Source organism: Bifidobacterium imperatoris, assembly GCF_002860405.1.
GTDB classification, from domain to species: domain Bacteria; phylum Actinomycetota; class Actinomycetes; order Actinomycetales; family Bifidobacteriaceae; genus Bifidobacterium; species Bifidobacterium imperatoris.
The window spans coordinates 37,399-61,978 of record NZ_NMWV01000006.1; the positions used below are offsets into that span (position 1 = coordinate 37,399).

Annotated in this window: 19 protein-coding genes and 1 other RNA gene; 7 read left to right on the top strand and 13 right to left on the bottom strand. The window is 56.1% G+C overall.

The annotated features are described in order from the left end of the window. Positions 1 to 12: 12 nt before the first annotated feature. Both Tam1G_RS02875 and Tam1G_RS02880 read right to left on the bottom strand, forming a co-directional pair. On the bottom strand, positions 13 to 1,452 hold the full coding sequence (locus tag Tam1G_RS02875; protein WP_101625405.1) for an RNA-binding domain-containing protein: 1,440 nt from the start codon (positions 1,450 to 1,452) through the stop codon (positions 13 to 15). Between the two features lie 128 nt (positions 1,453 to 1,580). Continuing rightward, positions 1,581 to 3,650 (bottom strand): acyltransferase family protein, encoded by a 2,070-nt coding sequence (locus Tam1G_RS02880; protein ID WP_165781883.1) that lies wholly within the window; start codon positions 3,648 to 3,650, stop codon positions 1,581 to 1,583. A gap of 289 nt (positions 3,651 to 3,939) precedes the next feature. Here Tam1G_RS02880 and Tam1G_RS02885 point away from each other — a divergent pair, with 289 nt between their 5' ends. From Tam1G_RS02885 to Tam1G_RS02905, 5 genes are all read left to right on the top strand, one after another. After that, positions 3,940 to 4,494: a carboxymuconolactone decarboxylase family protein gene (locus tag Tam1G_RS02885; protein ID WP_033890717.1), complete on the top strand. Its 555-nt coding sequence runs from the start codon at positions 3,940 to 3,942 to the stop codon at positions 4,492 to 4,494. Then, entirely contained in the window at positions 4,491 to 5,657 is a 1,167-nt protein-coding gene (locus tag Tam1G_RS02890) for an iron-containing alcohol dehydrogenase (RefSeq protein WP_101625407.1), read from the top strand. Before Tam1G_RS02885 ends, Tam1G_RS02890 begins: the two co-directional genes overlap by 4 nt. A 63-nt stretch (positions 5,658 to 5,720) precedes the next feature. After that, positions 5,721 to 6,776, top strand: coding sequence for a methionine ABC transporter ATP-binding protein (locus tag Tam1G_RS02895; RefSeq protein ID WP_101625408.1), 1,056 nt, complete (start codon positions 5,721 to 5,723; stop codon positions 6,774 to 6,776). Further along, positions 6,773 to 7,453: a methionine ABC transporter permease gene (locus Tam1G_RS02900; RefSeq protein ID WP_033890720.1), complete on the top strand. Its 681-nt coding sequence runs from the start codon at positions 6,773 to 6,775 to the stop codon at positions 7,451 to 7,453. Before Tam1G_RS02895 ends, Tam1G_RS02900 begins: the two co-directional genes overlap by 4 nt. Positions 7,454 to 7,505: 52 nt before the next feature. Then, positions 7,506 to 8,375 carry a MetQ/NlpA family ABC transporter substrate-binding protein gene (locus Tam1G_RS02905; protein WP_101625409.1) on the top strand — a complete coding sequence of 290 codons (870 nt, stop codon included), beginning with the start codon at positions 7,506 to 7,508 and terminating at the stop codon, positions 8,373 to 8,375. An 85-nt stretch (positions 8,376 to 8,460) separates the two neighbouring features. On the opposite strand, the gene Tam1G_RS02910 is transcribed toward Tam1G_RS02905, so the two are convergent. Continuing rightward, complete coding sequence (locus Tam1G_RS02910; RefSeq protein WP_033890722.1) at positions 8,461 to 8,997, bottom strand: GtrA family protein; 537 nt, start codon at positions 8,995 to 8,997, stop codon at positions 8,461 to 8,463. Between the two features lie 164 nt (positions 8,998 to 9,161). Between Tam1G_RS02910 and Tam1G_RS02915 the strand changes: the two genes are divergently transcribed. Continuing rightward, positions 9,162 to 9,509 (top strand): phenylpyruvate tautomerase MIF-related protein, encoded by a 348-nt coding sequence (locus tag Tam1G_RS02915; protein WP_033890723.1) that lies wholly within the window; start codon positions 9,162 to 9,164, stop codon positions 9,507 to 9,509. 50 nt (positions 9,510 to 9,559) lie between these two features. Here the strand turns inward: Tam1G_RS02915 and Tam1G_RS02920 are convergent, their stop codons facing one another. The 10 genes from Tam1G_RS02920 to Tam1G_RS02965 form a co-directional block, all read right to left on the bottom strand. Continuing rightward, positions 9,560 to 11,077: a formate--tetrahydrofolate ligase gene (locus Tam1G_RS02920; protein ID WP_101625410.1), complete on the bottom strand. Its 1,518-nt coding sequence runs from the start codon at positions 11,075 to 11,077 to the stop codon at positions 9,560 to 9,562. A 31-nt stretch (positions 11,078 to 11,108) separates the two neighbouring features. Next, positions 11,109 to 12,710 carry a C69 family dipeptidase gene (locus Tam1G_RS02925; protein ID WP_101625411.1) on the bottom strand — a complete coding sequence of 534 codons (1,602 nt, stop codon included), beginning with the start codon at positions 12,708 to 12,710 and terminating at the stop codon, positions 11,109 to 11,111. Between the two features lie 152 nt (positions 12,711 to 12,862). Then, positions 12,863 to 13,417, bottom strand: coding sequence for a YbhB/YbcL family Raf kinase inhibitor-like protein (locus tag Tam1G_RS02930; protein WP_033890810.1), 555 nt, complete (start codon positions 13,415 to 13,417; stop codon positions 12,863 to 12,865). A 130-nt stretch (positions 13,418 to 13,547) separates the two neighbouring features. Next, the gene (locus Tam1G_RS02935; protein WP_101625412.1) at positions 13,548 to 15,401 is read right to left on the bottom strand and encodes a hypothetical protein; all 1,854 of its coding nucleotides are present in this window, start codon (positions 15,399 to 15,401) and stop codon (positions 13,548 to 13,550) included. 117 nt (positions 15,402 to 15,518) lie between these two features. After that, entirely contained in the window at positions 15,519 to 16,670 is a 1,152-nt protein-coding gene (locus tag Tam1G_RS02940) for a DNA polymerase III subunit delta' (protein WP_101625413.1), read from the bottom strand. After that, positions 16,667 to 17,311 carry a dTMP kinase gene (gene tmk, locus Tam1G_RS02945; RefSeq protein WP_101625414.1) on the bottom strand — a complete coding sequence of 215 codons (645 nt, stop codon included), beginning with the start codon at positions 17,309 to 17,311 and terminating at the stop codon, positions 16,667 to 16,669. The genes Tam1G_RS02940 and tmk overlap by 4 nt, the downstream gene beginning before the upstream one ends. A 70-nt stretch (positions 17,312 to 17,381) precedes the next feature. After that, positions 17,382 to 20,390, bottom strand: a complete 3,009-nt coding sequence (gene topA / locus Tam1G_RS02950; protein ID WP_101625415.1) for a type I DNA topoisomerase — start codon at positions 20,388 to 20,390, stop codon at positions 17,382 to 17,384. Between the two features lie 138 nt (positions 20,391 to 20,528). Then, a complete protein-coding gene (locus tag Tam1G_RS02955) occupies positions 20,529 to 21,650 on the bottom strand; it encodes a phosphatase PAP2 family protein (protein WP_101625416.1) in 1,122 nt (373 codons plus the stop codon). Between the two features lie 143 nt (positions 21,651 to 21,793). Continuing rightward, positions 21,794 to 21,890, bottom strand: an RNA gene (gene ffs, locus Tam1G_RS02960) — signal recognition particle sRNA small type. Positions 21,891 to 21,912: 22 nt separating this feature from the next. Beyond that, a complete protein-coding gene (locus tag Tam1G_RS02965; protein ID WP_101625417.1) occupies positions 21,913 to 22,122 on the bottom strand; it encodes a hypothetical protein in 210 nt (69 codons plus the stop codon). Between Tam1G_RS02965 and Tam1G_RS02970 the strand changes: the two genes are divergently transcribed. Further along, positions 22,121 to 24,454 (top strand): transglycosylase domain-containing protein, encoded by a 2,334-nt coding sequence (locus Tam1G_RS02970; protein ID WP_165781884.1) that lies wholly within the window; start codon positions 22,121 to 22,123, stop codon positions 24,452 to 24,454. The two genes, Tam1G_RS02965 and Tam1G_RS02970, sit on opposite strands and share 2 nt — an antisense overlap. Positions 24,455 to 24,580 lie beyond the last annotated feature (126 nt).

A 24,580-nucleotide genomic window follows, 5' to 3' on the forward strand; every position in this document is an offset into this window, starting at 1 on the left:
CTTAAATCATAATTATGCTGAGCGGTACCTTCTATTACGGTTTTCACCCTCCGCAATGATTTTCCCAGATTGCATCAATTTGGTTAAATGCCGTAATACCGTGCGTGAAGTAACCTGCGCTTCCTGAGCTATTTCAGAACTAGAAACCAATCCATGTTTTGACAGTAATCTTTCAATCACGGCATCAACATCATCACCGCCCGATGCATCATCGTTTTCATGGATTTTTCCGTCGCGTTGCTTCGTGTATGGTAGCACCCTACCATCATCTGACTTGAACGTCTCATGCGGCACCGGAACAAAAGCCTTGAATACATCTCCGTCTTCCAACATAGGTTCTTGGCCGGAATATAAGTGCGAGTATCGATATATGTTGCGCGTTCCACTACCTAAGTCATCGGCACGGCCAATTTGAGTAAAGAACCCAGCAATCACAGGATTCTTAGGCATTGGATTAAAATCGTCCAACGTAACACGCCCTTCAAATAGGGCACGACTTGCATTTTCAGTATGGATACCCGCATTATCAATCACAACGCGCGCGATAAAAGGGTTGGTGTATTCACGATGAATAAGTAGATTGGAAATCAACTCACGGCATATTATGTTACGGGCACTTATTCGAACACCGTCTTCCAATACAAATGCATCTGGCGTTCGGGCTTGAACAAAAGCCATAAGTTGATCATATGCATCGAGCAAATTGGTGGACACAGTAAGCCTGTCATCATATCGGTCCAAATTCCGACGACGGACAATCGCGTCAGTTTTATACGCAGGGCAAACATCACCGATAACTTCATCATTCCCAAGCAACAGCACAGAAGCTAAGGTCAATCCTTGTTCTCCGGTTTGCCGGTCGCGGCTATACAGTTTCGCCGCACGAAGCATCTGTTCACGACTCAATGAAAGCCACGGATGATTAGGATCGCGCAGTCGAATGAGGTCATAGGTCCGTTCAATTAGATCCGGGCGTAAATCTTCAATCGTCACATATGGATAGATACGACGTTCAGAATAAATGCTCTGCTTCCGCAAATACATCAACGAAATCTGCGAGTCGTCACACACACGAACGTCGGCATCAGCCCGTCGATCATAAATCATGTTTTTATACCGGTAAACTGACGGGCCAGCCGGTACCCATATTCTAAGAATCAGGCCTTCATCTGTGCTAATACGCTCAGTTTCAAATGCCGGCGCTGGATTGAACGAATTCGGGTTACAAGTCACGTTCGCGATATTGCGCTCAATATCGCGAACCAGTTTGGGATTAATACCCAAAATGTTACCTTTATCATCGATCCCCAAGAAAATACTGCCACCCTGACGATTAGCGAAGGAGCATATCGTTTCAAAGGTATCCGGCTCCGGCATTGAGCCACATCGCTTAAATTCTTGAGCGATACCTTCGCCTTGGGCAATTTTTATTTTCAGTTCGTGTGGAGTCAACGCTGCCCTCACTTACAACATTGCGGACATGTTATCGGACATGTTATCGGACATGTCCGATAACATGTCCGCAAATTTAGCTCACGGCAAACAACATCGGCCATCAAGTCGCCGTATAGTCATCACCACTACCGCTGACCACACAGGGCACTGACAATCATCTTGGCGTAGGCTTCGTCACCCAGTCCGGCACCATTGGTCAGATGCGTTCCATCATCATAGAAGTATTCACTATGGCCTTCGCTCACCCCATGCCAATCAATCACGCCGACATTCGCATGATTAGCAGCCACCGAGCGTAGGTTCTGATTCACCCAATCCTGAGCGATGCCCGGATCGCGAACCGTGACAAAATACACCGGTTTGCCATTGACCGCCGACACCACAGCTTCAAACGCCTCCGGACGGCTCGTACTGGCAACGTTCGCGCCTAGGGCCGCAATCACCACGCTCTTATCGTCACCTGCGGCGAGATGCTGCTGATATAGGGCAGGGAATTCGGTGATTGGGCGACCCACCTTATTGTCTTCAACGGCATTCGGCAACGTGACATCCAGCACACTTCTGGCGCCCATCGCCACCGAATCAGTGATGATCAGCGGATCGGCACTGCAAACACCGGTGGAGGCATCGTACGTCCAGCTAGACGTGTCGAGATTCTCCGGCACCTTTTCCGCCACCGGTTTCAACTTGCCATCATCCTCCTGCTGCACCTGTTGGTTAGCGGCATCAGGTTCCGATGGGTCGTCGACTGCAGACTTCCTATCAGGCTTGGCCTGGCGCTTCACCGTAGAGGTCTGCGCCACTACCGGACGCAACTGCGCGGAGCGTGCCTGCGCAATGTCATTCCAGTCAAGCGGCAGCACGCACAGCAGCACAGTCGCCGCCGCACATATGGCGACAATCACACGGCGGCAGATGACACGCGCTCGCTCAATACCAGCACGCTTAGCCACCGCAGCTTTAGCTTGACGGTTTTGCGCACGAGTCGCCGCCACCGGCTGCACAGCCTCGGCAAGAGCGCGTGGCGCATGCTCGACCAGCTGATAGAACGCTTCCGCGGTGAACCACAATACCAGCGCCTGCACAATCCACTCCCACCATGCCAAATCGGTGGTTCTGGTGGCCGGGTTCATCATTTCCAGCAGAGGATAATGCACCAAATAAAGCGAGAACGAACGCGAACCGATATACCGCAGCGGGCGAACCGAAAGCACACGACCCACCATGCTTGCAGGGTTCATTGCCACGGCCAGCAGAACCGCGGTCAGCAATGCTGCAACCAAATAACCACCGCGGTAGAGAATCGTCATATCCGAGCGGATGGCAATGAATCCAATAATTAGCAGGAGCAGCACCACACCGCCAATAGCATCGGCAATAGTCGAGTGCTTCGGCTGTGTTGTTTGATCAGCATCAGCGCACTTAGCGCGGCCGTTCGGCAGCAGCACAGCCAACAGCGCACCGGCCAACAATTCCGCAAGGCGCGTATCCAGTCCGTAGTACACACGGCTTCCTGCTGCGTTCGGATCGAACAGCACTGCCATCAGCACAGTGGACGCAATCATCAACGCTGCGACTACTGCCGCGCGCATCTTGCGCGACGAGCACAGGCGACATAGCACGAACAACACTATCGGCCACAGAATATAGAACTGCATTAGCAGGCCGAGGAACCACAGGTGCGTGAGTGGCGAGGGCAAGCCTGCTGCAGCGAAATAAGAAACATGGCGGAAAATGTATGCCCAATTGCTTACAAAGAACAACGATGGTAACGCATCGGACTGTGCTTTGGGCAGCAGGCTCGGCGAAACCAGATAACCGCCCAGTGCAGCGAGCGCAATGATCACCACCACAGGTGGCACGAGTCGCTTGGCACGCTTGTGCAGATATGTGCCGTAGGAGATGGTGCCCGTGCGGCTGATTTCCGCAGTAATACTGCGGGTGATAAGAAAACCGCTGATAACGAAGAACATGGTGACGCCCAGGAATCCGCCTTGCAACAGTGAGGGACGGGTATGGTAGGCGACAACGCCGAGGATGGCAAGTGCACGAAGTCCGTCGATGGCTCCTATATGCCGACGAACTTTCACTGGTTTAGTTATGTTGATTGCTGTCGCACCGCCGACATTGTTCTCACGGTGTTGGCGTGAGGATGCGACACGTCCGACATACTGCTCACTGCTAGGAAACGCCATGATTTGCATGGTATTGCGCAGTGCTAACAAAAAGTAAGCATATCGAGTCGCCGGCCGCCGCCTTGCGCATATTTTCACACCACAATCGTCTCACTATGTGAGTGGGAACATCATTTTCTTGAATTTACGATCTCTTTGAACAGTTTCTTAGACAACGGCTTGATACACCACTATCGATTCCACATATAGCCACGCCGCCGCTCCCCCCACCGCATGGCTTCTAGCATGGAGCCCACGAATGCAACCGAACAACAAGCATCGCTAAAGAGCCACACAGAAGGGGCATTTCATGGCACGAGTCGCCGCTACCGATCCTCAGGAGATTTCCGCCGAGGCCCACGCAGCATGGGATGAGTTGAAAGCCAACAATGGGCTGACCAACATGCAGCAGGTCCTGCTGCGCGATTACGGAACTTTCCTCGCCTATCGCGCATGGCATCACTCGTGGGACAGCCTGAACGCCACGGTTGGCAGCACGGATGCCACCATCTTCGCGCACGCCATTTCCCGTACTGGCAGCTGTCTGCTCTGCTCGCTGTTCTTCGTCAGCGACTTGCGAGACCTCGGCATCGACCCCAATGAATTCGAGCCTAACGAGCGCCAGCAACTCTTGATTGACTTCGCCGAAGCCATCGTCAAGAACCCAACCGCAGTGCCGGACGAACTGTTCACCCGTCTGCGCACGTACTTCAACGACAACGACATCGTGGTGCTGGTTGGCTTCGCCGGCCAAATGATCGCCGGAAACACCTTTAATTCCGTGCTGCACGTCGACGTTGATGGCCGTCTCAAGCCACTGGAGCACACTTTCGTACCACAGACCTGGAGAGATTCAATCCAATGAGCTTCACGTATTACAGCGATAACCGCCTCGTCTTCGGCACTGATGCGCAGCAGCACCTCCAAGAGCTGCTGGCTCCATATCATCCGACTTCCATCCTGCTGGTGTACAGCGGCGATTACGTCTTCGACCTCGGTATCCATGACACAGTAATCGCAGCAGCGGATGCTCTCGGCGCCAAGGTTCTTGAGAACGGCAGCGTGGTGCCGAATCCGCGCATTGAGCTCGTCCGCGAGCTGGTAGACACCGCGCGAGCCAATAATGTTGACTTCATTCTGGCCGCAGGTGGTGCAAGCTCATTCGACACTGCTAAAGCCGTTGGCGTAGGCGTGCCTTATGCCGGCGATGTATGGGATTTGTTCGATGGCACCCACGAGCCCACTGAGACATTGCCGGTTGGCGTTATCAGCACGATTCCAGGCTCGGGTTCCGAGGTGTCCGATTGCGCAGTGCTGCAGCAGGGCAAGGATAAGCGCGCATTGGAAACGCGACTGATTATTCCGAAGTTTGCCATTGTCAACCCTGAATATTCGCGCACCACGCCGTACCGTTATCAGGCAGCTGCTGTGGCTGATCTGGCCGTAGGATTCCTGGAGCCATACTTCACCTCCGGAGCTCATATCGAAGCTGCAGATCGACTGCTCGAAGGCGGATTCATCGCAGCGCTGACCGCTGGCCGACGATTCGCCGCCGACCCTCAGGATCTTGCCACCCGCACGGAACTGCATTGGCTTTCCGCCACCATGTTCAATCACTGCTGGCTGGCCACCGGCAGTGTGAACGATTGGACCACGCACCGCCTCGAGCATGAGCTGGGCGGTGAATACGATGTGATTCACGGCGAAGGCATTGCAGCCATCCTGCCTTCCATCATTCGCTACGTGGGCCGGCGTGCTCCAGAGCGATATGCGCAGCTGGCGGCACGCGTGTTCGGAGCCGACCCGTACGACTACACGCCGCAGCAGGCGGCCAATCTGCTGGCCGACCGGCTCGAAGAACACTTCCGCGCGCTCGGCTTGGCGGTCAGTCTGCACGAGTTGGATATTCCGCGTTCAGGCATCGAACATGTTGCCGATGTGCTCACCGGCAACGGCACTAAGACCGTGGGCAATTACTCGCCGCTTAATCGCGACGATGTGATCGCCATACTCGAGCTCGCCTATTAGCACTGTTACTGCTCACGCGGGTTCTTTCCACGTACCGCATACCGTCACAAGAGAGGATTCAAGATGGCGGAAACACCACATTCCCCAGCGGTCGCCATACGCGACCTCAAGAAGATCTACCACACTGAAGAAGGCAGCAAAACCGCACTGCAGGATATCAATCTGACCATTGAGAAGGGCGATATCTACGGCATTATGGGCTTAAGCGGTGCCGGCAAAAGCACCTTGGTCCGCTGTATCAACGGACTCGAACAATTCGATGAGGGTTCGCTACTCGTCAACGGCAACAGCATCAGTGATTTAAAGCCTAAGGAATTGCGCGGTCTCAGGCGGCGCATCGGCATGATCTTCCAGTCATTCAACCTCATGCCATCCAGAACCGTAGCCGGCAATGTGGAGTTGCCGTTGCTGAATACCGGGCTCGATAAGGAAGCGCGCGCCAAGCGCGTGGCCGAACTGCTGGAACTCGTGGAGTTGGCGGATAAAGCCGAGAACTACCCCAATGAACTATCCGGCGGCCAAAAGCAGCGCGTGGCCATTGCACGCGCGCTAGCCAACGAGCCCGATATTCTACTCTCCGATGAGGCGACCAGTGCGTTGGACCCCAACACCACCAAATCCATTCTGGCTTTGTTGCGTCAACTGCATGACTCGCTCGGGCTCACCATTGTGGTGATCACCCATCAGATGTCCGTGATCAAGCAGATTTGCAACAAAGTGGCTGTGCTCGACCACGGCACCATTGTGGAGCAGGGACGCGTATTCGATATCTTCGCCAACCCGCAAGCGCCGCTCACCCAATCGTTCGTGGCCACCACCTCCAACCTCGATAAGGTCAACGATCTTATCGCAGAACATTCGCCGCTTATCGATACCGGCAAGAACGGCATCCTGCTGCGCATGAAGTACGTGTCCAAGGAGGTTTCCGAGCCGCTCGTCTCCCATATCTCCCGCCAATTCAACATCGACGCGAACATCGTGTTCGGCGATATCGACGTGGTCGACGGCTCCCCGCTGGGCGGACTCGTCGTGGTGTTGAACGGGCAGCGCGACGACATTCTTGCAGCTATTGACTATCTGAAAAACCGCAATATCGGAATCGAGGTACTGGCATCATGACCGGACTGCTTTCCACATGGTTCCCCAACGTGGTTACCCGACTGCCGGAATTCTTCGACAGTTTCGTACAAACGCTGATTATGCTCGGCGTCACCGGATTCATCTCCTTCATCGCGGCAACATTCCTCGGCGTCATCTTGACCATTACGCAAAAGGGCGGGCTTACGCCGAATCCGGTGGTGTTCAACGTTATCGACAAGATAGTGAACCTGTTCCGTTCCATCCCGTTCATTATTCTTGCCGCCGCACTTGTGCCGGTCACCCGCGCTTTGGTAGGCACCGCCATTGGCACCAAAGGTGCCATCTTCCCGCTGATTGTAGGTATTACGCCATTCTTCACTCGCCAGATTCAGTCCGCGTTAAGTGGCGTGGATCCGGGCTTCATTGAAGCGGCCGTATCTATGGGCATGAGCACGCCAGAGATCATTTTCCGTGTTTATCTGCGTGAAGGTATCCCGGCGATCATTCGAGTCACCACCATCACGATGGTCAGCCTTATCGGTCTTACCGCCATCGTCGGCATCGTTGGAGGCGGCGGCTTGGGTGACTTCGCTATCCGCTACGGCTACCAGCGTTACATGCTGGACGCAACCTACGCCACCATTATTGTGCTCGTGCTGCTTATCGGACTCATCGAGTTCGTTGGCCGCCTGCTGGTGGAAATCACCGAGCACTGATCAATCAACACACGTCTCTCGCAACAATCATCAATAGAGAAGGGAAAATATCATGGCCACCACTAACACGAAGAAGAAGGCGAAAATACAGCTCTTTGCCGTGCTTATCGCCGCAGTTGTTGTAATCCTCGTCATTGCAGGTTTCACGTTCGCGCAGAAAGCTTCCGCGAAGAACGAGACCGTGGTGACGGTAGGCGTTGTTGGCAATTCCGATGATCTCATCTGGGATGCCGTACAGAAGAAACTCGACTCAGAGAACGCCAACATCAAGATCAGCCTGAAGACATTCCAGGACGGCATCTACACCAACCAGGCGCTGGCCAACAAGGAGCTCGACCTTACCGCATTCCAGCACTACGCTTTCCTTGAGCAGGAGGAAAAGGAAAAGGGCTACGACTTCACCGTTATTGGCGACTCCTACATTTCGCCGCTGAACCTGTACTCCAAGAAGTACAAGAGCGTGGATGAGTTCAAGCCGGGAGACAAGATCGCCATTCCGAGCAACGCCTCCAACACCGGCCGCGCACTCAAGGTGCTGGACAGCGCCGGCCTAATCAAGCTCAAGGATCCCAATGCCGCCAGCCCAACCGTTGATGATATTGCGGAAAACCCCAGCGGCGTGCAGATTGAGCTGAACGACGCTGCCGCCATCATCAACCTGCTGCCTGATTATGCGGGCGGCATCACCAACACCAACTTCATCATCGACGCCGGCATGAAGACCTCTGATGCCATCTACCAGGTGCCTGACGCACTGAACAACAAGGCATTCAAGGAATACATCAACGTTATCGTGGCTCGCACCGCCGATAAAGACAACGCCACTTATAAGAAGATCGTGGACGCCTACCATTCCAAGGAAGTGGCCAAGGCCATCAACGACAACTACAAGGGTGAGGTTGAACCTGCATTCAAGTACTGATTTGCTTGGGCGAACAGCTAGCCTGGTATGAAAAATCGGGGTTCCGTTGCAGTAAATGGAACCCCGATTTTTCATATCAGCTTTATTACTTCGGCCAGCCCTTTGGCGTGTGCTCGATGGACCAGACACCCAGCTTATGAGAGAAGCTGCTCTGCCACTTGGCCTCCAGCTCCTCAGCAGTGAGGCGATTCTCCTTGGACTTCAAACGGTTCATCGCGTTGGTGTGCGTATCGTCAAGCAGCCACTTACGGATGAGGAAGTTCCACACCATCACCACGGCGGTGGCCACCAGCTTACCCACGTTCGTGCGCAGCAGATACTCGGCATGCTGCGAAACGAAGGCGTCATGGTTCATGCCATAGGTGGAAATCCAGATAATTGCGTCATTCATGAACAAGCCAACAACTGCGCCAGCCACGAAGATAACGATTTCCATCCAACGGGCCATGTCGTCGCGGTGCTTGAACACGAACTTCATGCTCGCCAGATAGTTGAAAATCAGGGAGATGATGAAGGAGATGGTGGCGGCAATCACATTGTGCATGTGGAATACGCCAACCAGAAGGTTCAGAATACCCCAGTCAATGATGAAGGCGATGACGCCCACAATGCCGAACTTCATAAGCTGTGCAATCAGTTTTCTCACAGTGGGTATTCAACACTATTGGGCTGACCGTTGGGCGGTATTTTGGCTGTTCTAGCCAATAATCTCCTCAATTCACGCCTCAGGAATTACTACACTGGCAGGTGTACGCCATTATGTAAGGATTTCATAAGGAGGAATCCATGCCCGTTATTCACACTCACGTTTCCGTGTCCACTACTCCTGAGCAGCGCGAGGCTTTGAAGGCCGCTTACGGCAAGGCCATCACCGCCGTGCCCGGCAAGTCCGAAGGCTGGCTGATGTGCCCGTTCGAAGACAATATGCCGATTTACTTCGGCGGCTCCGACGATAAGCCAGCCGCCTACGTTGAGGTCAACGTGTTCGGCCGTTCCGTGCCGGGCTCCGCATGGGAGAAGCTGACCGAATCCATTATGGCCGCACTGAACTCCACGCTGGGCATTCCTGAGGACCGCACGTACATCCGCTACACCGCCACCACCGACTGGGGCTGGAATGGCGGCAACTTCTAGTTGCAATAAAAAAGCTCCCTCATCAGAGGGAGCTTTTTAGTTGTGATAGGTCACACGATCTTCGGCATCGGAGTGGTCAGGCTCGTGGTCAGGTTGACGTGAGCCAAGCCTGCACCGGCGTGCACTTCGACCTTCTTCAGGGTCACAGTGCGTTCCTCTTCCGGTGCGCGGTCGTTGTCGGTCATGGTAGCCGGGGACTTGACGGCCACGAAGGCGAGATCATCCAGCGAGATGCCAGCGGACTGGCACAGCTTGTTGGCTTCAGCCAAGGAATCCAGGAAGCCGTCCTTAAGCAGCACGCGCTCAGCCGGCACACCGTAGGCATGCTCAGCAACCCACTTGGCATTGTCGATGATCGGCATACCCTTGTGGCTGTGCTGGGCCGGCGGCATGGAGCCGTTGGTCAGCACGTCCACGAAAGCGTCAATCTGGTCGGCGAGACCATCGCCGCCATCACGGTACAGGTTGCCGATAATCGGGTCACGGAACTCCAGCTTGGCAGCGGTTTCACGCAGTTCAGGAATCTGATCGTCCTCGCCTTCCCACAGGTTGATGAGCGGGAATGCCGGAATATCGAGCTTCTCCAAGCGATCAACATGGAACGGGTAGCGCCATGCGAGTTCTTCGTCGTCACGCCAAGTGGAGGCGCGGGTCACCACGATGGCGGCGGACGGCCACTGAGCGCCGTATTCACGGCAGGCGATATCCAACCACTTCTGGGCGCCAGCGTCGGTGCCGTAACCGGCTTCGACGATGACCACATCGTGCAGGGCGCACGCCATTTCCACGGCGATCAAGGTCGGAATGCCGATGGACACGTTGGCGAACGGGCCGCCGTGCACGTAGACCGGGGAGCCGTTCACGGTTTCGGTCAGGGCCGGCTTGACGGCATCGGCCAGGATGCCGGTGATGCGCCACAGATCCACGAATTCACCGAAGGTCACGGCCTTGCCATCCTTGGTGCCGGCGATCATCTTGGAGACACGATCGGCGATCTCATCCATAGAGCGGGAGAGCACCACAATCTGCATGAGCTCGCAGGTCGGGGTGAGCACCATCTTCTCCTTGACGTTGCCCTTGCCGTAATCCACGGCGATGGAGCGCAGGGAGCGGCTCGGCACTTCGGAAACGCGCGGCACGAGAATATCGTCCAGCTTGCCTTCGTCCACAGCCTTCTCAGCGAAGGAGACGAGCAGGTTCTGGGCGGCCTCAATAGAGCCCATTTCACCGCACAGACCCCAGTCGATGAGTTCCGGGTGAGTCAGGGATGCCTTGCCGCCACCGGAGGCACCGCCCTTGGAACCAGCTGCGGTGATGCCCATGCTCGGCTGGCGCAGCACTGCGGTTGCGTCAATGCCGCGCTTGTTCAGAGCGTCAATCAGGGCAATGGTGGTGGTGGTCTTGCCCTCGCCACGGGATGCCTTGAGCGGCGTATCGGCGGTGACAAGCACCACCTTGCCGTGCTTGCGCGGGGCATCCGGGTTTTCGGCCAGGTATTTCATGTAGCCGAAGGCGTCGATCTTCTTGACCAGACCGTACTGGCTGGTGAAGTCTTCAATAGTGGTCATTGATAGGCCTTTCTATTTGATCTGATGCGGATTAAAAATCGGACATGTGGAAGCCGTTCTTCATCTCCATGCTGCGAGTGTAGAGCACGGAGTCAAGCAGCTTCTCAGTTTCTTCCTTGAGCTGGTCAGCCATCGTCTGGTTGGCGGCGGCGAGAATACCGCGCACCTCAGTGTTGCGAGTGGCTTCAATAATCTCGTCCGGAGTCATCGGCTGCACGTCACCGTCCACGTTGTCTGCCTCGAACTCCTCTTCGGCAGCCGACTGTGCGGCTTCCTCAGCGGCGGTCAGACCAAGACGAGCCACCTGCTCATCGGTGGCGGCCACCAGACGGTGACCCATTGCGCCGGTCTTCTCCTGGTAACGCTCGACCGCGTTGGCGGTGGAGCGGAATGCGCCATCGCACAGGGCGGCGATGATGCGGTTGGCCCAGTAGAAGTTCTCGGAGGTCACACGGGTGGTGGTGTCTTCGAGGTAGGCGGGCGTGGTGTCCACGTTCGGGAAGAACGGCACCAGCGTGTTGAACGGGTTGGAGCCGTAAGCCATCCACTGCACAGCACGGGATGCCTGCGGGCGGTATGGGCGAATCTGCAGCACGGCAAGCTGGCTCTGACGGTTGATGCCAATCGGACGGTACATGTGGCGAGTGCGCTCATCGCCCAGCTGCCCGTACGGGTCAAACGGAGTGCCCTGGTAGTGGGAGCTCAGCACGTACTTAATGTCTTCGATGGTCACCTTGCGCTCAGGCTGGCGAGCCCACGGAATGTCGTTGGATTCCGGCTTGTGGTCGGCATCCGGGCCGTCCCAGACCTCGTCGTACGGGTTGAGGAAGCGCTGCATGGACCATGCGCGCGGGGTGTTGTAGACGTGGTCGGAATCGGAGTGGGAGCCGAAGGCATCACGCGGGTTAAACGGCGTGGTGTTCTCCACAGACAGATCAAGGTGGTTCGCCTCGATGAACTCAGCCAAATCAGCGGAGCACATGTGGTCTTCCTGGTCGCCCAGTGCATCATTCAAGTCGAATTCGTCGATGCCGAGCTGGTTCGGCATGGTCACGTATGCCTCATCCGGCACACGCTTGGCGATCCAATGATGACCGCCCACGGTTTCCAGCCACCAAATCTCATCGACATCGGAGAAGGCGACACCGTTCATCTCATAGGTGCCGTACTCCTCGAGCAGAGCGCCGAGGCGCTCCACGCCTTCACGTGCGGTCTTCACATACGGCAGCACGATGGTCAGGAAGTCCTCTTCGCCGATGCCGCCAGGCACTTCAGGCTCATCGCCCTTGGCCGGAACGTATTCCACAAACGGGTCAGCGCCGAGCACACGCTCATTGGTGGTCAGCGTTTCGGTGGCGCTCATGGCTACGTTCGCTTCGTTCACGCCAGCCTCGCCCCAAATGCCTTCCTTGAGGTCGGCGTTCGGCACTGCTGTGTACTGCAGTGGGTTGTCCGGCAGATTGATGGTCAGGTGAGAGATGACTGACTTGTATTCGCGCGGCTGTTCTTCCGGCTTCACTACGATGAAGCGCTTCGGGTTGAACTCGCCGTTCGCGGAATCCTCATTACGAGCGATGATGGTGGAACCGTCATAGCTCGCGTCCTTGCCTACCAAAATGGTGGTGCAGGCCATGTGCTGTTATGTCCTTTCTAATCTCGACTTCCCCTCTAGAACCTTGGCTCCCCTTGTCAGGGGAGCTGGCGCCGAAGGCGACTGAGGGGTAGTTCTATAGCAGGCGAAAGCCTGCAGAAAAACTATCGGCTAAAGCCGATTCCTTATAAAAATCACGCCTTGCCGGTGACGAACATGCCGCCCTGGTCAGGGGCTTCGCCGCATTCGCGCAGCTTGTGCAGCAGCTCGTTCATCCAGAATCCCTGATTCAAGCCAGGCAGTGGTTCCTTTGTGGCCCAAACGTGCAGGTAGTAATCATGATCCTTGTCTGGCGGCTGCGGGCCGTTGTACCGCATAATCACGGCCGGGTCATTATCACGCCCCACGAACTTGGATGCCGAGGAATTACGCCCCTGCACCGCTTCCGGAATCATGGCCGGCATCTGACGGGAGAAGTCCGGCGGAATGGCGAGTGCATGCGAATCATTGAAATCGAACATCAATGCGTCGATGGGCAGGTTTGCCACGGTCCAGTGAATCCATTCGAAGCCGCATACCGGAATCGAATCAGGATCGGTGAACGTCCAGTGCAGATAACGCGCTTCCGGATTCACCTCGTCCACGTAGAACGGGAAGGAGATAACTGGCACACCGCCAGCCCTGTATTCAGGCGCGGCGGCCTTGGCGAAATCGTCAGGCACAACCGTGAAATCAGCGGAAATCTTCATACGCTCCAGTGTATCGCGGGGCATGTTACTGCCAAGAGCGTCACGATAACGGTTGCGTATCAATACGCAACGAGGGTCTCCTCGTAATGAAGAGACCCTCGTGAGCTATTAGCTGATGAAATTATCAGAATCAGGCTTGGCGACGGCGGTACACCACCACGCTCACGCCAGCCACCAGCAGAGCGATTGCAGCGAATGCAATCACCAGAACGCTGCTACCGGTATCGGTCAGCTTCTGCGGCTTGGTGGCAGTGTTGTTCTTGTTGGAATTCGGCTTAGTAGCAGAACCAGTGTTGTTCTGGTTGGTATTGGAACCGCCATTGTTCTGGTTGTTGCCGGAATTCTGACCTGCAGCAACGGTTACCGGAGCCCAGCCGAGCAGGTTGCCGTCGTTGTCGTAAAGGGCAATCTTGTGGTCGCCGTTCACGGTGTCGGATGGAATCTGGTACTCGACGTAGGCCTTGCCATCCTTGTCCACACGGACTGCGGAAGCCTTGCCATCAGCAGAATCCAGCTGCTTTGGAGTGGAGTAAATGTAGCCAGTCCAGTAGCAGTACTGATTAGATTCCACAGCAGCCTTGCATGCTGCAGTGTCCTTCAGGCTGTCCACGTACAGGCGGTAGGTGGAGCCGGCAGTGGCCTTGCCGTCGTTAGCGCCCACGATGCCACCCTTATTGGCGTCAGTGAGTTGCTCGGAAGCAACCGGGCCGTTAGCAGCGGCCTTGGTAGTGAAGTCCTGGACATTCTTCAATCCAGCAGCATTACCGGATGGGGCATAAATCACACCATCGCCGAACTCCAGCACAATGCCGGAGTACATCATCGAAGCCGGATCACGATTCGTGTTGTTGGAATCAAGAACATCTGACAGCATCATGTAATCAGGCGTCGTATTGTCACTGTAGCCCCAATTGCCGTACTTGGTACCAGACAGCAAGCCTGGAATCACACTGGTGAGTTCGCCGGAAGAAGCAATGGCAGGGTCTCCCGCATCACGAGTCTTGTAGGCCGCTCGAGAAAACCACTGGCCTGTCAGCACTGCCGTTGAAGAATCGGCATTGAAACTAGACGCCAGATTCGTCACTCGATAAGCATCACCAGTGGTATCGTCCTTGTCATCGACAAAACCAGTCTTGCAGTCCCACGCAATACGATCAAGACCGCCTATACCTTTGGGCACATACTTGCCGCTCAGTTGATATGCGCGAGCCACAGTAGTCGAGAGGCAAATCTTGGTTACATCATTGGCGATTCGGGAATCGAACGTGTAATGAGCCTTCAAGCCTGCAGTGTGCTGGCCAACATCTTCCACAGTCAGGCTATCAAGTTTGACTGCCTTGTCAAGGTTTACTACGGATACAGTCACGCCGCCATACACGCTTACTACAGGACCATACACGAAGTCGGAATACTCGCCACTGTCCTGAACCAGTGCAAACCACGCTGAAGTAATATCAGCGCCTCCATAGGAGACTTCCACCGTCTTAGTGGTTGAATCCGCAGTGAACCCCGAACCGTATTCACCATAGGTTTCTGAACCTACTGCAGGTTCTTCACCGCCGCCAGAAATATTGCTGGCGATACCATATTTCTGGCCAATGGTCAGGCCAGTTACTGTCACCTTGAACTTCTCCGCACTGGAAAGGTAGACACTTGTCTTCAGCACACCCTGCGGAGCCTCAACGTTGTTAATGGTCGCTCCAGCGGCAGCAGCCTTGGCTTGAGCCTTCGGAGTGGCCTGCTTAGTAGCCGGAGCCGGGGTCTTGGCAGCATCTTTATCGGACTGGTCGGACTGAGCCTGAGCGGCATCAGCCTGTGCCTGCTGAGTTTGCGTAGCTTGGCCGCTAACCGTAGCCTGCTGAGACTGCGTTGTTTGCGGCGAGGTGTCAGTGCCGGCAGTATCGTCGGCGTATGCCGTGCCAGCGCCTGCGAGCATCATGCTCAAGCCCGCAAGGATGGCGGCAACTTTGCCCATCTTCTTCATAGGTTTCCCTTCAATAGTGCGCAATCATGATAATTACGCTCCTACTGCGGAACGCTACCCCCCCCGTGGTCAAAACCGTTTCAGCAGATGGGCATCTGTTGCATGCATGGACACCCTCTACGGAATCAGGGCGCAGAAGAGGGCTTCGAACGTGAGCAGGGGGTTGCCGTTACCGGCCAGGCGCTTGCGAGCATGAGCTACTTCATCGAGCCGAGCCACAGCACCCGCACGATTCAACCGAACCGAAAGCTCAGTAATTGCAGTCCGATTCTCGAGGTTAATCAACCCAACAGAATCCTCAGCATTGTTCTGCAACACAGCCACATCACGGTAAATGGAGGCCACGGAGTTCAGCGCACGGTCCAGAACATCGCGCGTGCGACGAGTGGAATACCGCTTCACGTCATCCTTCTTGGCCACCTGATTGAACGCGCCACGCAGTTTCGGGGGGATACGCTCCCCCTCCGCCAAACCGTTGATGCGGCGGAATTCCGCTTCCTGCTTGCCGGCCCATTCATTGGCGTCCGCCTCGGCCTGTCCCTTGGCATTGTCAATCAGATTGCCGGCGAGCAGCACAGCATCCGAAGCTCGGGCGAGGTTCAATACACCGACGATCAACTCGTCGCGGTCAGACATGACGCGTTCATTCGTGGCGTACAGGCGCGCAATGCCAATATGGCCTTCGGACAAGCGGGCCGCGCGCTGGGCAATCTTTGGCTCAGCGCCGGTATTCGACACCAGGAAATCAGCAACCGCCGCCGTGGACGGCACAGCCAGATTGACCACGCGGCAGCGTGAACGAATCGTCGGCAGCACATCCTGGGCACTTGGCGCGCACAACAGCCAAATGCAGCGCTCGGATGGCTCCTCAATCTCTTTCAGCAGCACGTTGGTGGTGCGCTCGAGCATACGATCAACGTCTTCGATAATGATGATGCGCCACGGTGCGGTGGCCGGCATCTGCTCGGAGGTGGCGATAATGTCACGCACTTGATCAATGCCGATGGTCACCTTGTTGGTAGTCAGTACGGTGACGTCCGGGTGTGTGCCGGCAAGCACCTGCTGTGTGACACGCGTAGGTTCGGCGCTCATGCCATGGTCCGGGCTTTCCAGCGCCGCGGCGAATGCGCGAGCCATATTCGAGCGCCCGGAGCCGGGAGGTCCGCAAATCAGCCATGACTGCGTAATCTGGCTCGGATCGCCTTGTGCGATGCGGCTAAACATATCTACGACGGGTTTTTGCCCGACCAGCGAATCCCATACACTCATGCGAGCTCCTTGGAATCCTCGGAGCCTAACAGCGTCTTGATATCCGCTTCGATTGCAGCCCACACCTGTTCGATGGATTGGCTGGCATCAATCACGCGGAAACGATCCGGTTCGGCGGCAGCCAAGTCAAGGAATGCTTGGCGGGTGCGGGATTGGAAGTCATCGCCCGCAGATTCCATACGGTCTTCGGCATGCTGGAGGCGATTATGAGACATCGCCGGATCCATATCCAGTAAATATGTGCGAGCAGGCAGCAGATTATTGGTGGCCCACATGCTTAAATCGCGGATTTCCTTGAGAGTCAGTTCGCGGCCACCGGCCTGGTAGGCCAAGGAGGAATCCAAGTACCGGTCGGTGATGACCACTTCGCCGCGTTCCAGCGCTGGGCGAATCGTTTCGGCTACATGTTGGGCTCGGTCTGCAGCGAAGAGCAGCGCTTCGGCGCGCGGAGCGATATCAGCTGAGCCGTTAACGCCGTGCAGCAGCATTTGGCGGATTGCCGCTCCCAGCGCCGTGCCGCCCGGTTCGCGCGTGACCACTACCGTGCGGCCATGAGCTTCCAAATATGCGCGCAGCCGCTCAACTTGCGTGGTTTTACCCACGCCATCAACGCCTTCAAACGAAATAAACAGACCGGTCATACGACCGACCTTAGCGTTAGGCACCGAGTTGCGTGTTGACTTGTTGAAGCAGAGCCAAGATGATGTGAGGCTATTTCTTCTTGGGCTTGGCGGCTACTACTGCCGGGCGGGTGAAGCCTTCGTTGGCGGTGAGCCAGTCGATATCGGCCTTCACTGTGGCAGCGGTGGAACCGAGCTTTTCCGCAATACGCGTATTGGCCCAGCCCTTATTCGCCAGCTTCTTGACTTCAGCACGGCGTTCAGCACGCTTGGCCTCAACAGCGCTCATCTTGGGAGCGGCTGCGGCTTTGCCCTTACCCTTGCCAGCGGCAGCGCCACGTCCGCGACCACGACCACGTGTGGACGGACCAGCTGCACGCTTTTCAGCAAGCAGGCGGAACGCATCATCCGGCGTAATGGATTCCGGCGTGTACTGACGCGGCACGGTGCGGTTGGTTTCACCATCCGTAATGTATGCGCCGAATCGGCCATCCTTGATGGTCACATTCTTGCCGGTAGCCGGGTCAGTGCCGAGCTCACGCAGCGGCGGTTTAGCAGCACCACGGCCACGTCCGCGGCCATACTTCGGCTGGGAGAACAGCTCCTTGGCCTTGTTCAGGTCAACGGTAAAAATCTCATCTTCGGAAGCGAGCGAACGCGTTTCGGACTTGCCATCCGCGCCGGTCTTGGTCAGGTACGGGCCGTAACGACCGTTATTAGCGGAAACCGTGCATTCGGAGACCTCGCCGGTTTCGGCATTGGTCTCCTCATACTTGCCCACTTCACGAGGCAAGCTCAGCAAACGCAGTGCGTCCTCCAAAGACAGCGATTCCGGGCTCATCGTTTTGAACAGCGAAGCCATCTTCGGGCGCGGCGCTTCCTTCGCACCCTCAGGGGTAGGCAGAATCAACGCCACGTACGGACCGAATCGACCATTGCGCACTTCCACCGTGCCACCCGTGGCCGGATCAGTACCGAGCTCGCGCGGACCACCGGAATGGTTGTCAATCAGGTCACGCGCCACAGCAACCGTCAGCTCATCTGGAGCGATAGTGTCCGGCAAGGAAGCACGCTTCGGATTGCCTTCGGCATCCATATGCTCCATGTCTTCCAAGTACGGACCGTAACGGCCGACACGCACATGAAGCCCCTCGCCAATATCGATGGTGTTGATGGCTCGTGCGTCAATCTCGCCAAGCTGAGCCACCTGCTGCTGCAAGCCTTCATGGGCTTCGTCGGCATTATGCGCAGCGCCCTCGCCAGAACCGAAGTAGAAACGGGTCAGCCAATCGCGGCCGGTTTCCTCACCGTGAGCAATACGATCAAGACCGTTTTCCATTTCTGCAGTGAACTGATAGTCCACCAGCTTCGGGAAGTTCTGTTCCAGAAGCTTGACTACAGAGAATGCCAGCCAGCTTGGAATCAGCGCACGTCCGCGCTCATAGACATAGCCACGATCCATGATGGTGGAGATGATGCTGGCGTACGTAGACGGGCGGCCGATTTCCTTGGCTTCCAGGGTCTTAACCAGCGTGGCCTCAGTGTAGCGAGCCGGCGGCTGGGTTTCGTGGCCATCCGGCTCCACGCTGGTGGCATCAACACGCTGGCCAACGGTCATCGGCGGCAAGGATGCGTTGGACTCAGAGGCATCGCCCTTGGTCTTAGCGGCAGCCTCAGCAGCACCAGCGGCAGCAGAACCCGAAGCGGCACCAGTCGCGGCCTTCTTACGCCCTTCACCGGTCGCCTTCATAAAGCCCGGGAATTCAATCACCGTGCCAGAAGCCTGGAATACAGCTTCACCCTCATTGGCACCAGCCGGAGCGGACAAGCGAACAGTAGCAGTAGAACCAGTGGCATCAGCCATCTGGCAGGCGAGCGTACGCTGCCAAATCAACGTGTACAGTCGCAGCTGATCAACCGGCAGCTTGGATGCCAACTCATCAGGATCATGGAAGCGCGAACCAGCTGGGCGAATACATTCGTGGGCCTCCTGCGCACCTGCAGTCTTGGTCGCATACTGCTTAGGTTCGGCGGAAAGGAACGCCTCGCCAAAGTGATAGCTCACCGCATTGCGGGCCGCTGCAATAGCTTCCTGAGACAGCGTCACCGAATCGGTTCGCATATACGTGATGTAACCGTTCTCATACAGGCTTTGTGCCGCGCGCATCACCGCGCGAGCGCCCATACCCAAACGATTGCCTGCGGTCTGCTGCAACGTCGAGGTGGTAAACGGCGGTTGCGGACGGCGACGGTATGGCTTGGTCTCCATAGACATCACCGTAAAATCAGCGTTTTTCAGCGTTTCAGCCACGGCCGTTGCGGAAGCCTCATCCAACTGGCGAACATTGGCCTTGAATCCGTCCGGCGTGAGCTGACCGTCAGCACCGAAGTCTTTGGAACCGGCGAGCCGCTTGCCGCCAAGGGAAATCATGCGAGCGCAGAATTCAGCAGTCTCCCCTTGCGCATCCGGCGCGGCAAGAGTCACCACAATATCCCAGTACGGTGCACGCTTGAACGCCATGCGCTCACGTTCGCGCTCCACAATCAGGCGAGTAGCCACAGACTGCACGCGGCCGGCCGACAATCCCGGTCCAACCTTGCGCCACAGCACCGGGGAAAGCTCATAGCCATACAGACGGTCGAGAATACGGCGGGTTTCCTGAGCGTCCACCATATTGCCATCAACATCACGCGTCTTGGTCAACGAATCATTGATAGCGTTCTTGGTGATCTCGTGGAACACCATGCGCTTCACCGGCACCTTAGGCTTCAGCGTCTGCACCAAATGCCATGCAATAGCCTCGCCTTCGCGATCCTCATCAGTTGCGAGGTAGAGTTCGTCGGCGTTCTTCAGGGCAGATTTCAGTTCGCTTACCGTACGCTTCTTATCGCCATCGACAATGTAATACGGCTTGAAACCGTCGTTCACGTCAACGCCGAACTTGCCGAACTTGGCTTTGTCCGCCGCGGGAACCTGGCTGGGCTGAGCGAGGTCACGAATATGACCCACCGAGGCCATGACGGTGTAATCCTTGCCCAGGTAGTCACCGATCTTGTGAGCCTTGGTTGGAGACTCCACGATCACAAGCTTGGTAGCCATGCCCTCTCCTTATATTCCGATGAAACGTACGGTGTTTCTGGCGTCATAATACTCATGGTTTATGCTCAACTGCCAAATTTGCGGCCGGTTGACGGCCAAATACGCTGTTTTCAGCATCTTTGGCAGTACTTCTGGGTATTACTTCGGCTGCGCTGGCGGTGCAGGCGGCGCACCGATCAAGCCGAGTCGGCTCAGCGGTGCTGCAGTAATATGGCGCAGCGCCAGCAACAAACCGAATGCGAGCGCGGCAATACCAGACACACTCACCACAGCACTGACAATGGCACCCTCTACTGACCAGGAAGCTTCGATATTCAAGCCCGGCAGTACCTGCCAAATCACGTACGCGCTGTACGCCAGAAGCAGCAATCCGCCAGTAATCAGCACACTGCCTGCAATCTGCACGCTCACTGAGGAGACGCGGCGGCCGGGATCATCCATGCCGGAGGTGCGCGTGAATGCCAATGTAATCAAAGCCAGGCCCGCGACCAGCAGAATCGACATCAGCACGTCCGATGTGCGGTGCCACTGCCCCACCATCACTGATACGCCTACCAGTACCGACCAGATGCCGCCGACTACAGCGGCCAGCGCACGCGCGGCTCGCGGCACGGCAATCAGCAGCAATACTGCACTGGCTGCAGCCAGCATGGTGTGGCCGGAAGGCGCGGAATTAGCGACCGGTGAGTCGGTCTGAATGATGAACGGGCGCGGCAGCAGCTGTTTGATTTGGGTGACGGCAAGGCACACTGCAGCAAATACTGCCATCTGCCCGACCAGCCACCAGCGGCGACGCACCAAGGCAATAATCACGCCAATGCCGCCAAGCACACAGCTCACTGCAATAACAAGCCAGGATTGCGCCACCGCGTAAATCACGCCTGATATCCAGACCGGCACATGGGCGGGCAGCTGGCTCCACACGATTTCGTCATACGACTGACCGTTTTCGGTGTAGACGCACAGCCACCAAATACCGAATGCGGCCAGAATCAACAGCACGCCGAACACTGCGCACAGCACGCGGCTGGAAATGCGCGGGCGAACGGTCAGCGGATCAAGTCGGGCAAGACCTCGGTCAAGATCATCGCTCAATCTATGATCGAACATATCCGCGTCGTCGGTATTGCGAGCCGGGCTCGATACTGGGCCGAGCGCCGCCAACGGATCGTGGACCGCGGAATCAATCGAATCAATAGAGCCGACCATGTTTGCAGGCGCGTGCGGATCGCGAATTACAGGATGCTGTGCGTCATTCATACCCATGACTGTACGGCCGCGCCCCGGACAGTGGCGTGTAAGAGTCGTGGCTCAGGGCCAAATCCGCACAAACAGACGCTAGTGGGCGAGCTAATCGATGTACAAAGTCACAATGCGCAGCACATGCGAAAGAGAGGCGAGGAAATAGAAAACCCCCACGCACCCGCAAGAGGCCACTTACCCTTGCTGCATTCCTGCCCTGGGGGAGTTGGGTGACATAGCGCCGCGTGGAGGCTTTGTTCAGTGTAAAGACATGCGTGGACTATCGCAACTCCACCAGCGGCTTCATCAACAACTCCACCCACAACTCACCCACAACTCCCATGCCTTCAGCCAGCGTCCAGCAGCCTTTCAGCAGGCATCGTTCAATCATCAAATTTGTGAGAATTCGGCGCAAATACACTCCGCCCAAGGTGGAAATCACCCAAAAATTAGCTCTATTTTCAGCACCCATGGTTACGGTGTCATGCATGGCTTCATATCAACGTCGCGCACGTGCCGGCAGCAATGGCCCCGCCACTCGCAAACCGCGCACCACACAAAGCAAGACCGCCGGCAGCCACAGCACCAGCCACCGCCGCAATCATAAGAAAAAAGGCGGCAACGGCAAGCATCGCGTATTGAAGTGGATTCTTCGGATTTTCCTCGGCCTTCTCGGCCTAGGCATTCTGACCGGCATCGGCGTATTCGCATACCTGTACGCCACCACCGAAGTGCCGCAGCCGGAAAAATTCGCGCTGGCAGAGAAAACCACGGTGTATTACTCGGACGGCACTACCGCCATCGGCTCATATGCAGAGCAGAATCGTGAGATTATTTCCTGCACCGACTTGCCGGATTACATCGGCAACGCCATCGTGGCATCCGAAAACCGCACATTCTATACGGATAAAGGCATCGACTTAAAAGGCATCGCCCGCGCATTCCTGAACAATGTGACCACGGGAACCCGCCAAGGTGGCTCTACTATTACCCAGCAGTACGCTGAACGCTACTATCTCGGCGAAACCACCACGTACGCGGGCAAGGCTCGCGAGGCGATTCTGGCTATCAAAATTGCACAAACTGAATCTAAGGAAGAAGTGCTGTGCAATTACATGAATACGATTTATCTGGGCCGTAATTCGTACGGCATTCAGGCAGCCGCCAAAGCCTACTTCAATAAGGATGCCAAGGACTTGACGCTGTCTGAAGCTGCGATGATTGCGGGCATTATTCCAGCGCCTTCCACATGGGATCCGGCCGACAACCCAAATATTGCCAAGCAGCGATTCAAGCGCGTGCTGAACATCATGCAGGAAGACGGATACATTACCGCCAAAGAACGTAAGGCAGCCGCTTTCCCGGAGACCGCTGCGGTAGCGCAACAGAATGAGTATCAGGGGCCCAACGGCTATCTGCTCACCATGGTGCGCCAGGAATTGGTGGATTCCAAGGCCTTCACCAAGGAAGACTTGGATACCGGCGGCTACAAGATCGTCACCACCATTGATAAAGCCAAACAGGATGTTATGCAGTCTGTGGGCGACGCGCGCGTCAATGGCATGCCAGATACCTTGCAGGTTGGTGGCATCGCAGTGGAGCAAAAAACCGGTGCCGTGGTAAGTATTTACGCCGGTTCTGATTATCTGACAAAGCCGCTCAACAACGCTAATCAGGCAGTATTCGAGCCTGGCTCAACTATGAAACCGTTCGCGCTACTTGGCGCAGCTCAGGAGGGCGTGAGCTTCGATACGAAGTTCAACGGCAACTCGCATCAGCATTTCTCCGGTATTTCCGCGGAAGTCAATAATGCGTTGAACATCAACTGGGGCAATATCAACCTCTATCAGGCCACTGCGAACTCAGTGAACACAGTGTTCATGAATGTGAACGAACATCTGACTCCGCAACGCACAGCAAAGATCGCACATGAGGCAGGCATTACCGGCGATATTGATGAGACTTCGCCGTACAACGTGCTGGGCATCAACGCGCTGACTGTATGGGATTTGGCTCAGGGACACTCGACTATCGCTAATAATGGCGTGAAAAATACGCTGCACATGGTGTCTCAGGTGCTTGATTCGAATGGTAAGAACCTGTACAAAGCGCCTAGTGAGAATAAGAAAGTGTTCGATGCCAACGATTGCGAGCTTGTGCAGAAGGCTATGCTCGGCACTACAACCACCGGTACTGCATCTAGTGTGTCTCGCGCGCTCGGCGGCCGCCAGGTGGCCGGTAAGTCCGGCACTGCGAATGATGAGCTTGCCGCTTCATTCGTGGGGTATACGCCAAGTTTGATGAATGTGTGGGCTATTTGGAACCCGGATGCTGACGGTAATCCGCAGGTTGTGCCCGCTTTCGGCGGCTATGGCGTGACGTCTACCGGATATCCGGCACATTTGTTCACTGAATATATGTCTCAGGCGTTGAAGGGCACTGCAGTTGAGCAGTTCACCACGCCTAAGGACACCGGTAAAATCGGCGGACCTGATGGCACGTGGGGCTTGGGCAGCGGTTCTTCATCGTCCTCTGACTCGTCCAGCAATAGCCAGCAGTCCACTACCGAGGGCAATTCCTCGTCGTCTTCCGGCACTGGATCGAACAGCCAGTCTTCTACTCCGGATTGTTCCACGAATCCAAGCTCAGCTGCATGCCAGAACAGCTCCAATAGTTCCAATAGCAGTAATGGCAACGAGAGTACGGATTCGTCGGGCGGCTCGAGTGGAAGCGACGAATCCGGAGGCGGCAACAGCAGCGGCTCCGATTCCGGTGGCGACACCGGAACAGGGGATGGCAGCTCGACCGGAGGTAATTCTTAAACCGATTTTGCTGCATATATGACTGTGGGCTCCTTGCAGATTTTGCAAGGAGCCCACATTGGGTTTTATGCGGCTATAGCCGTATTGACCTTACCGCTGATGACTACCCCTCAGTCGGCTTCGCCG

What these genes read in the sequence shown, in the direction of transcription:
- tmk (WP_101625414.1), bottom strand. Translation starts at nt 17,311, where the DNA reads ATGACCGGTCTGTTTATTTCGTTTGAAGGCGTTGATGGCGTGGGTAAA.
- Tam1G_RS02920 (WP_101625410.1), bottom strand. Translation starts at nt 11,077, where the DNA reads ATGACCACTATTGAAGACTTCACCAGCCAGTACGGTCTGGTCAAGAAG.
- Tam1G_RS02925 (WP_101625411.1), bottom strand. Translation starts at nt 12,710, where the DNA reads ATGGCCTGCACCACCATTTTGGTAGGCAAGGACGCGAGCTATGACGGT.
- Tam1G_RS02965 (WP_101625417.1), bottom strand. Translation starts at nt 22,122, where the DNA reads ATGCATGACACCGTAACCATGGGTGCTGAAAATAGAGCTAATTTTTGG.
- Tam1G_RS02885 (WP_033890717.1), top strand. Translation starts at nt 3,940, where the DNA reads ATGGCACGAGTCGCCGCTACCGATCCTCAGGAGATTTCCGCCGAGGCC.
- Tam1G_RS02930 (WP_033890810.1), bottom strand. Translation starts at nt 13,417, where the DNA reads ATGAAGATTTCCGCTGATTTCACGGTTGTGCCTGACGATTTCGCCAAG.
- Tam1G_RS02905 (WP_101625409.1), top strand. Translation starts at nt 7,506, where the DNA reads ATGGCCACCACTAACACGAAGAAGAAGGCGAAAATACAGCTCTTTGCC.
- Tam1G_RS02910 (WP_033890722.1), bottom strand. Translation starts at nt 8,997, where the DNA reads ATGAAGTTCGGCATTGTGGGCGTCATCGCCTTCATCATTGACTGGGGT.
- Tam1G_RS02915 (WP_033890723.1), top strand. Translation starts at nt 9,162, where the DNA reads ATGCCCGTTATTCACACTCACGTTTCCGTGTCCACTACTCCTGAGCAG.
- topA (WP_101625415.1), bottom strand. Translation starts at nt 20,390, where the DNA reads ATGGCTACCAAGCTTGTGATCGTGGAGTCTCCAACCAAGGCTCACAAG.
- Tam1G_RS02890 (WP_101625407.1), top strand. Translation starts at nt 4,491, where the DNA reads ATGAGCTTCACGTATTACAGCGATAACCGCCTCGTCTTCGGCACTGAT.
- Tam1G_RS02970 (WP_165781884.1), top strand. Translation starts at nt 22,121, where the DNA reads ATGGCTTCATATCAACGTCGCGCACGTGCCGGCAGCAATGGCCCCGCC.
- Tam1G_RS02935 (WP_101625412.1), bottom strand. Translation starts at nt 15,401, where the DNA reads ATGAAGAAGATGGGCAAAGTTGCCGCCATCCTTGCGGGCTTGAGCATG.
- Tam1G_RS02940 (WP_101625413.1), bottom strand. Translation starts at nt 16,670, where the DNA reads ATGAGTGTATGGGATTCGCTGGTCGGGCAAAAACCCGTCGTAGATATG.
- Tam1G_RS02955 (WP_101625416.1), bottom strand. Translation starts at nt 21,650, where the DNA reads ATGAATGACGCACAGCATCCTGTAATTCGCGATCCGCACGCGCCTGCA.
- Tam1G_RS02880 (WP_165781883.1), bottom strand. Translation starts at nt 3,650, where the DNA reads ATGGCGTTTCCTAGCAGTGAGCAGTATGTCGGACGTGTCGCATCCTCA.
- Tam1G_RS02895 (WP_101625408.1), top strand. Translation starts at nt 5,721, where the DNA reads ATGGCGGAAACACCACATTCCCCAGCGGTCGCCATACGCGACCTCAAG.
- Tam1G_RS02900 (WP_033890720.1), top strand. Translation starts at nt 6,773, where the DNA reads ATGACCGGACTGCTTTCCACATGGTTCCCCAACGTGGTTACCCGACTG.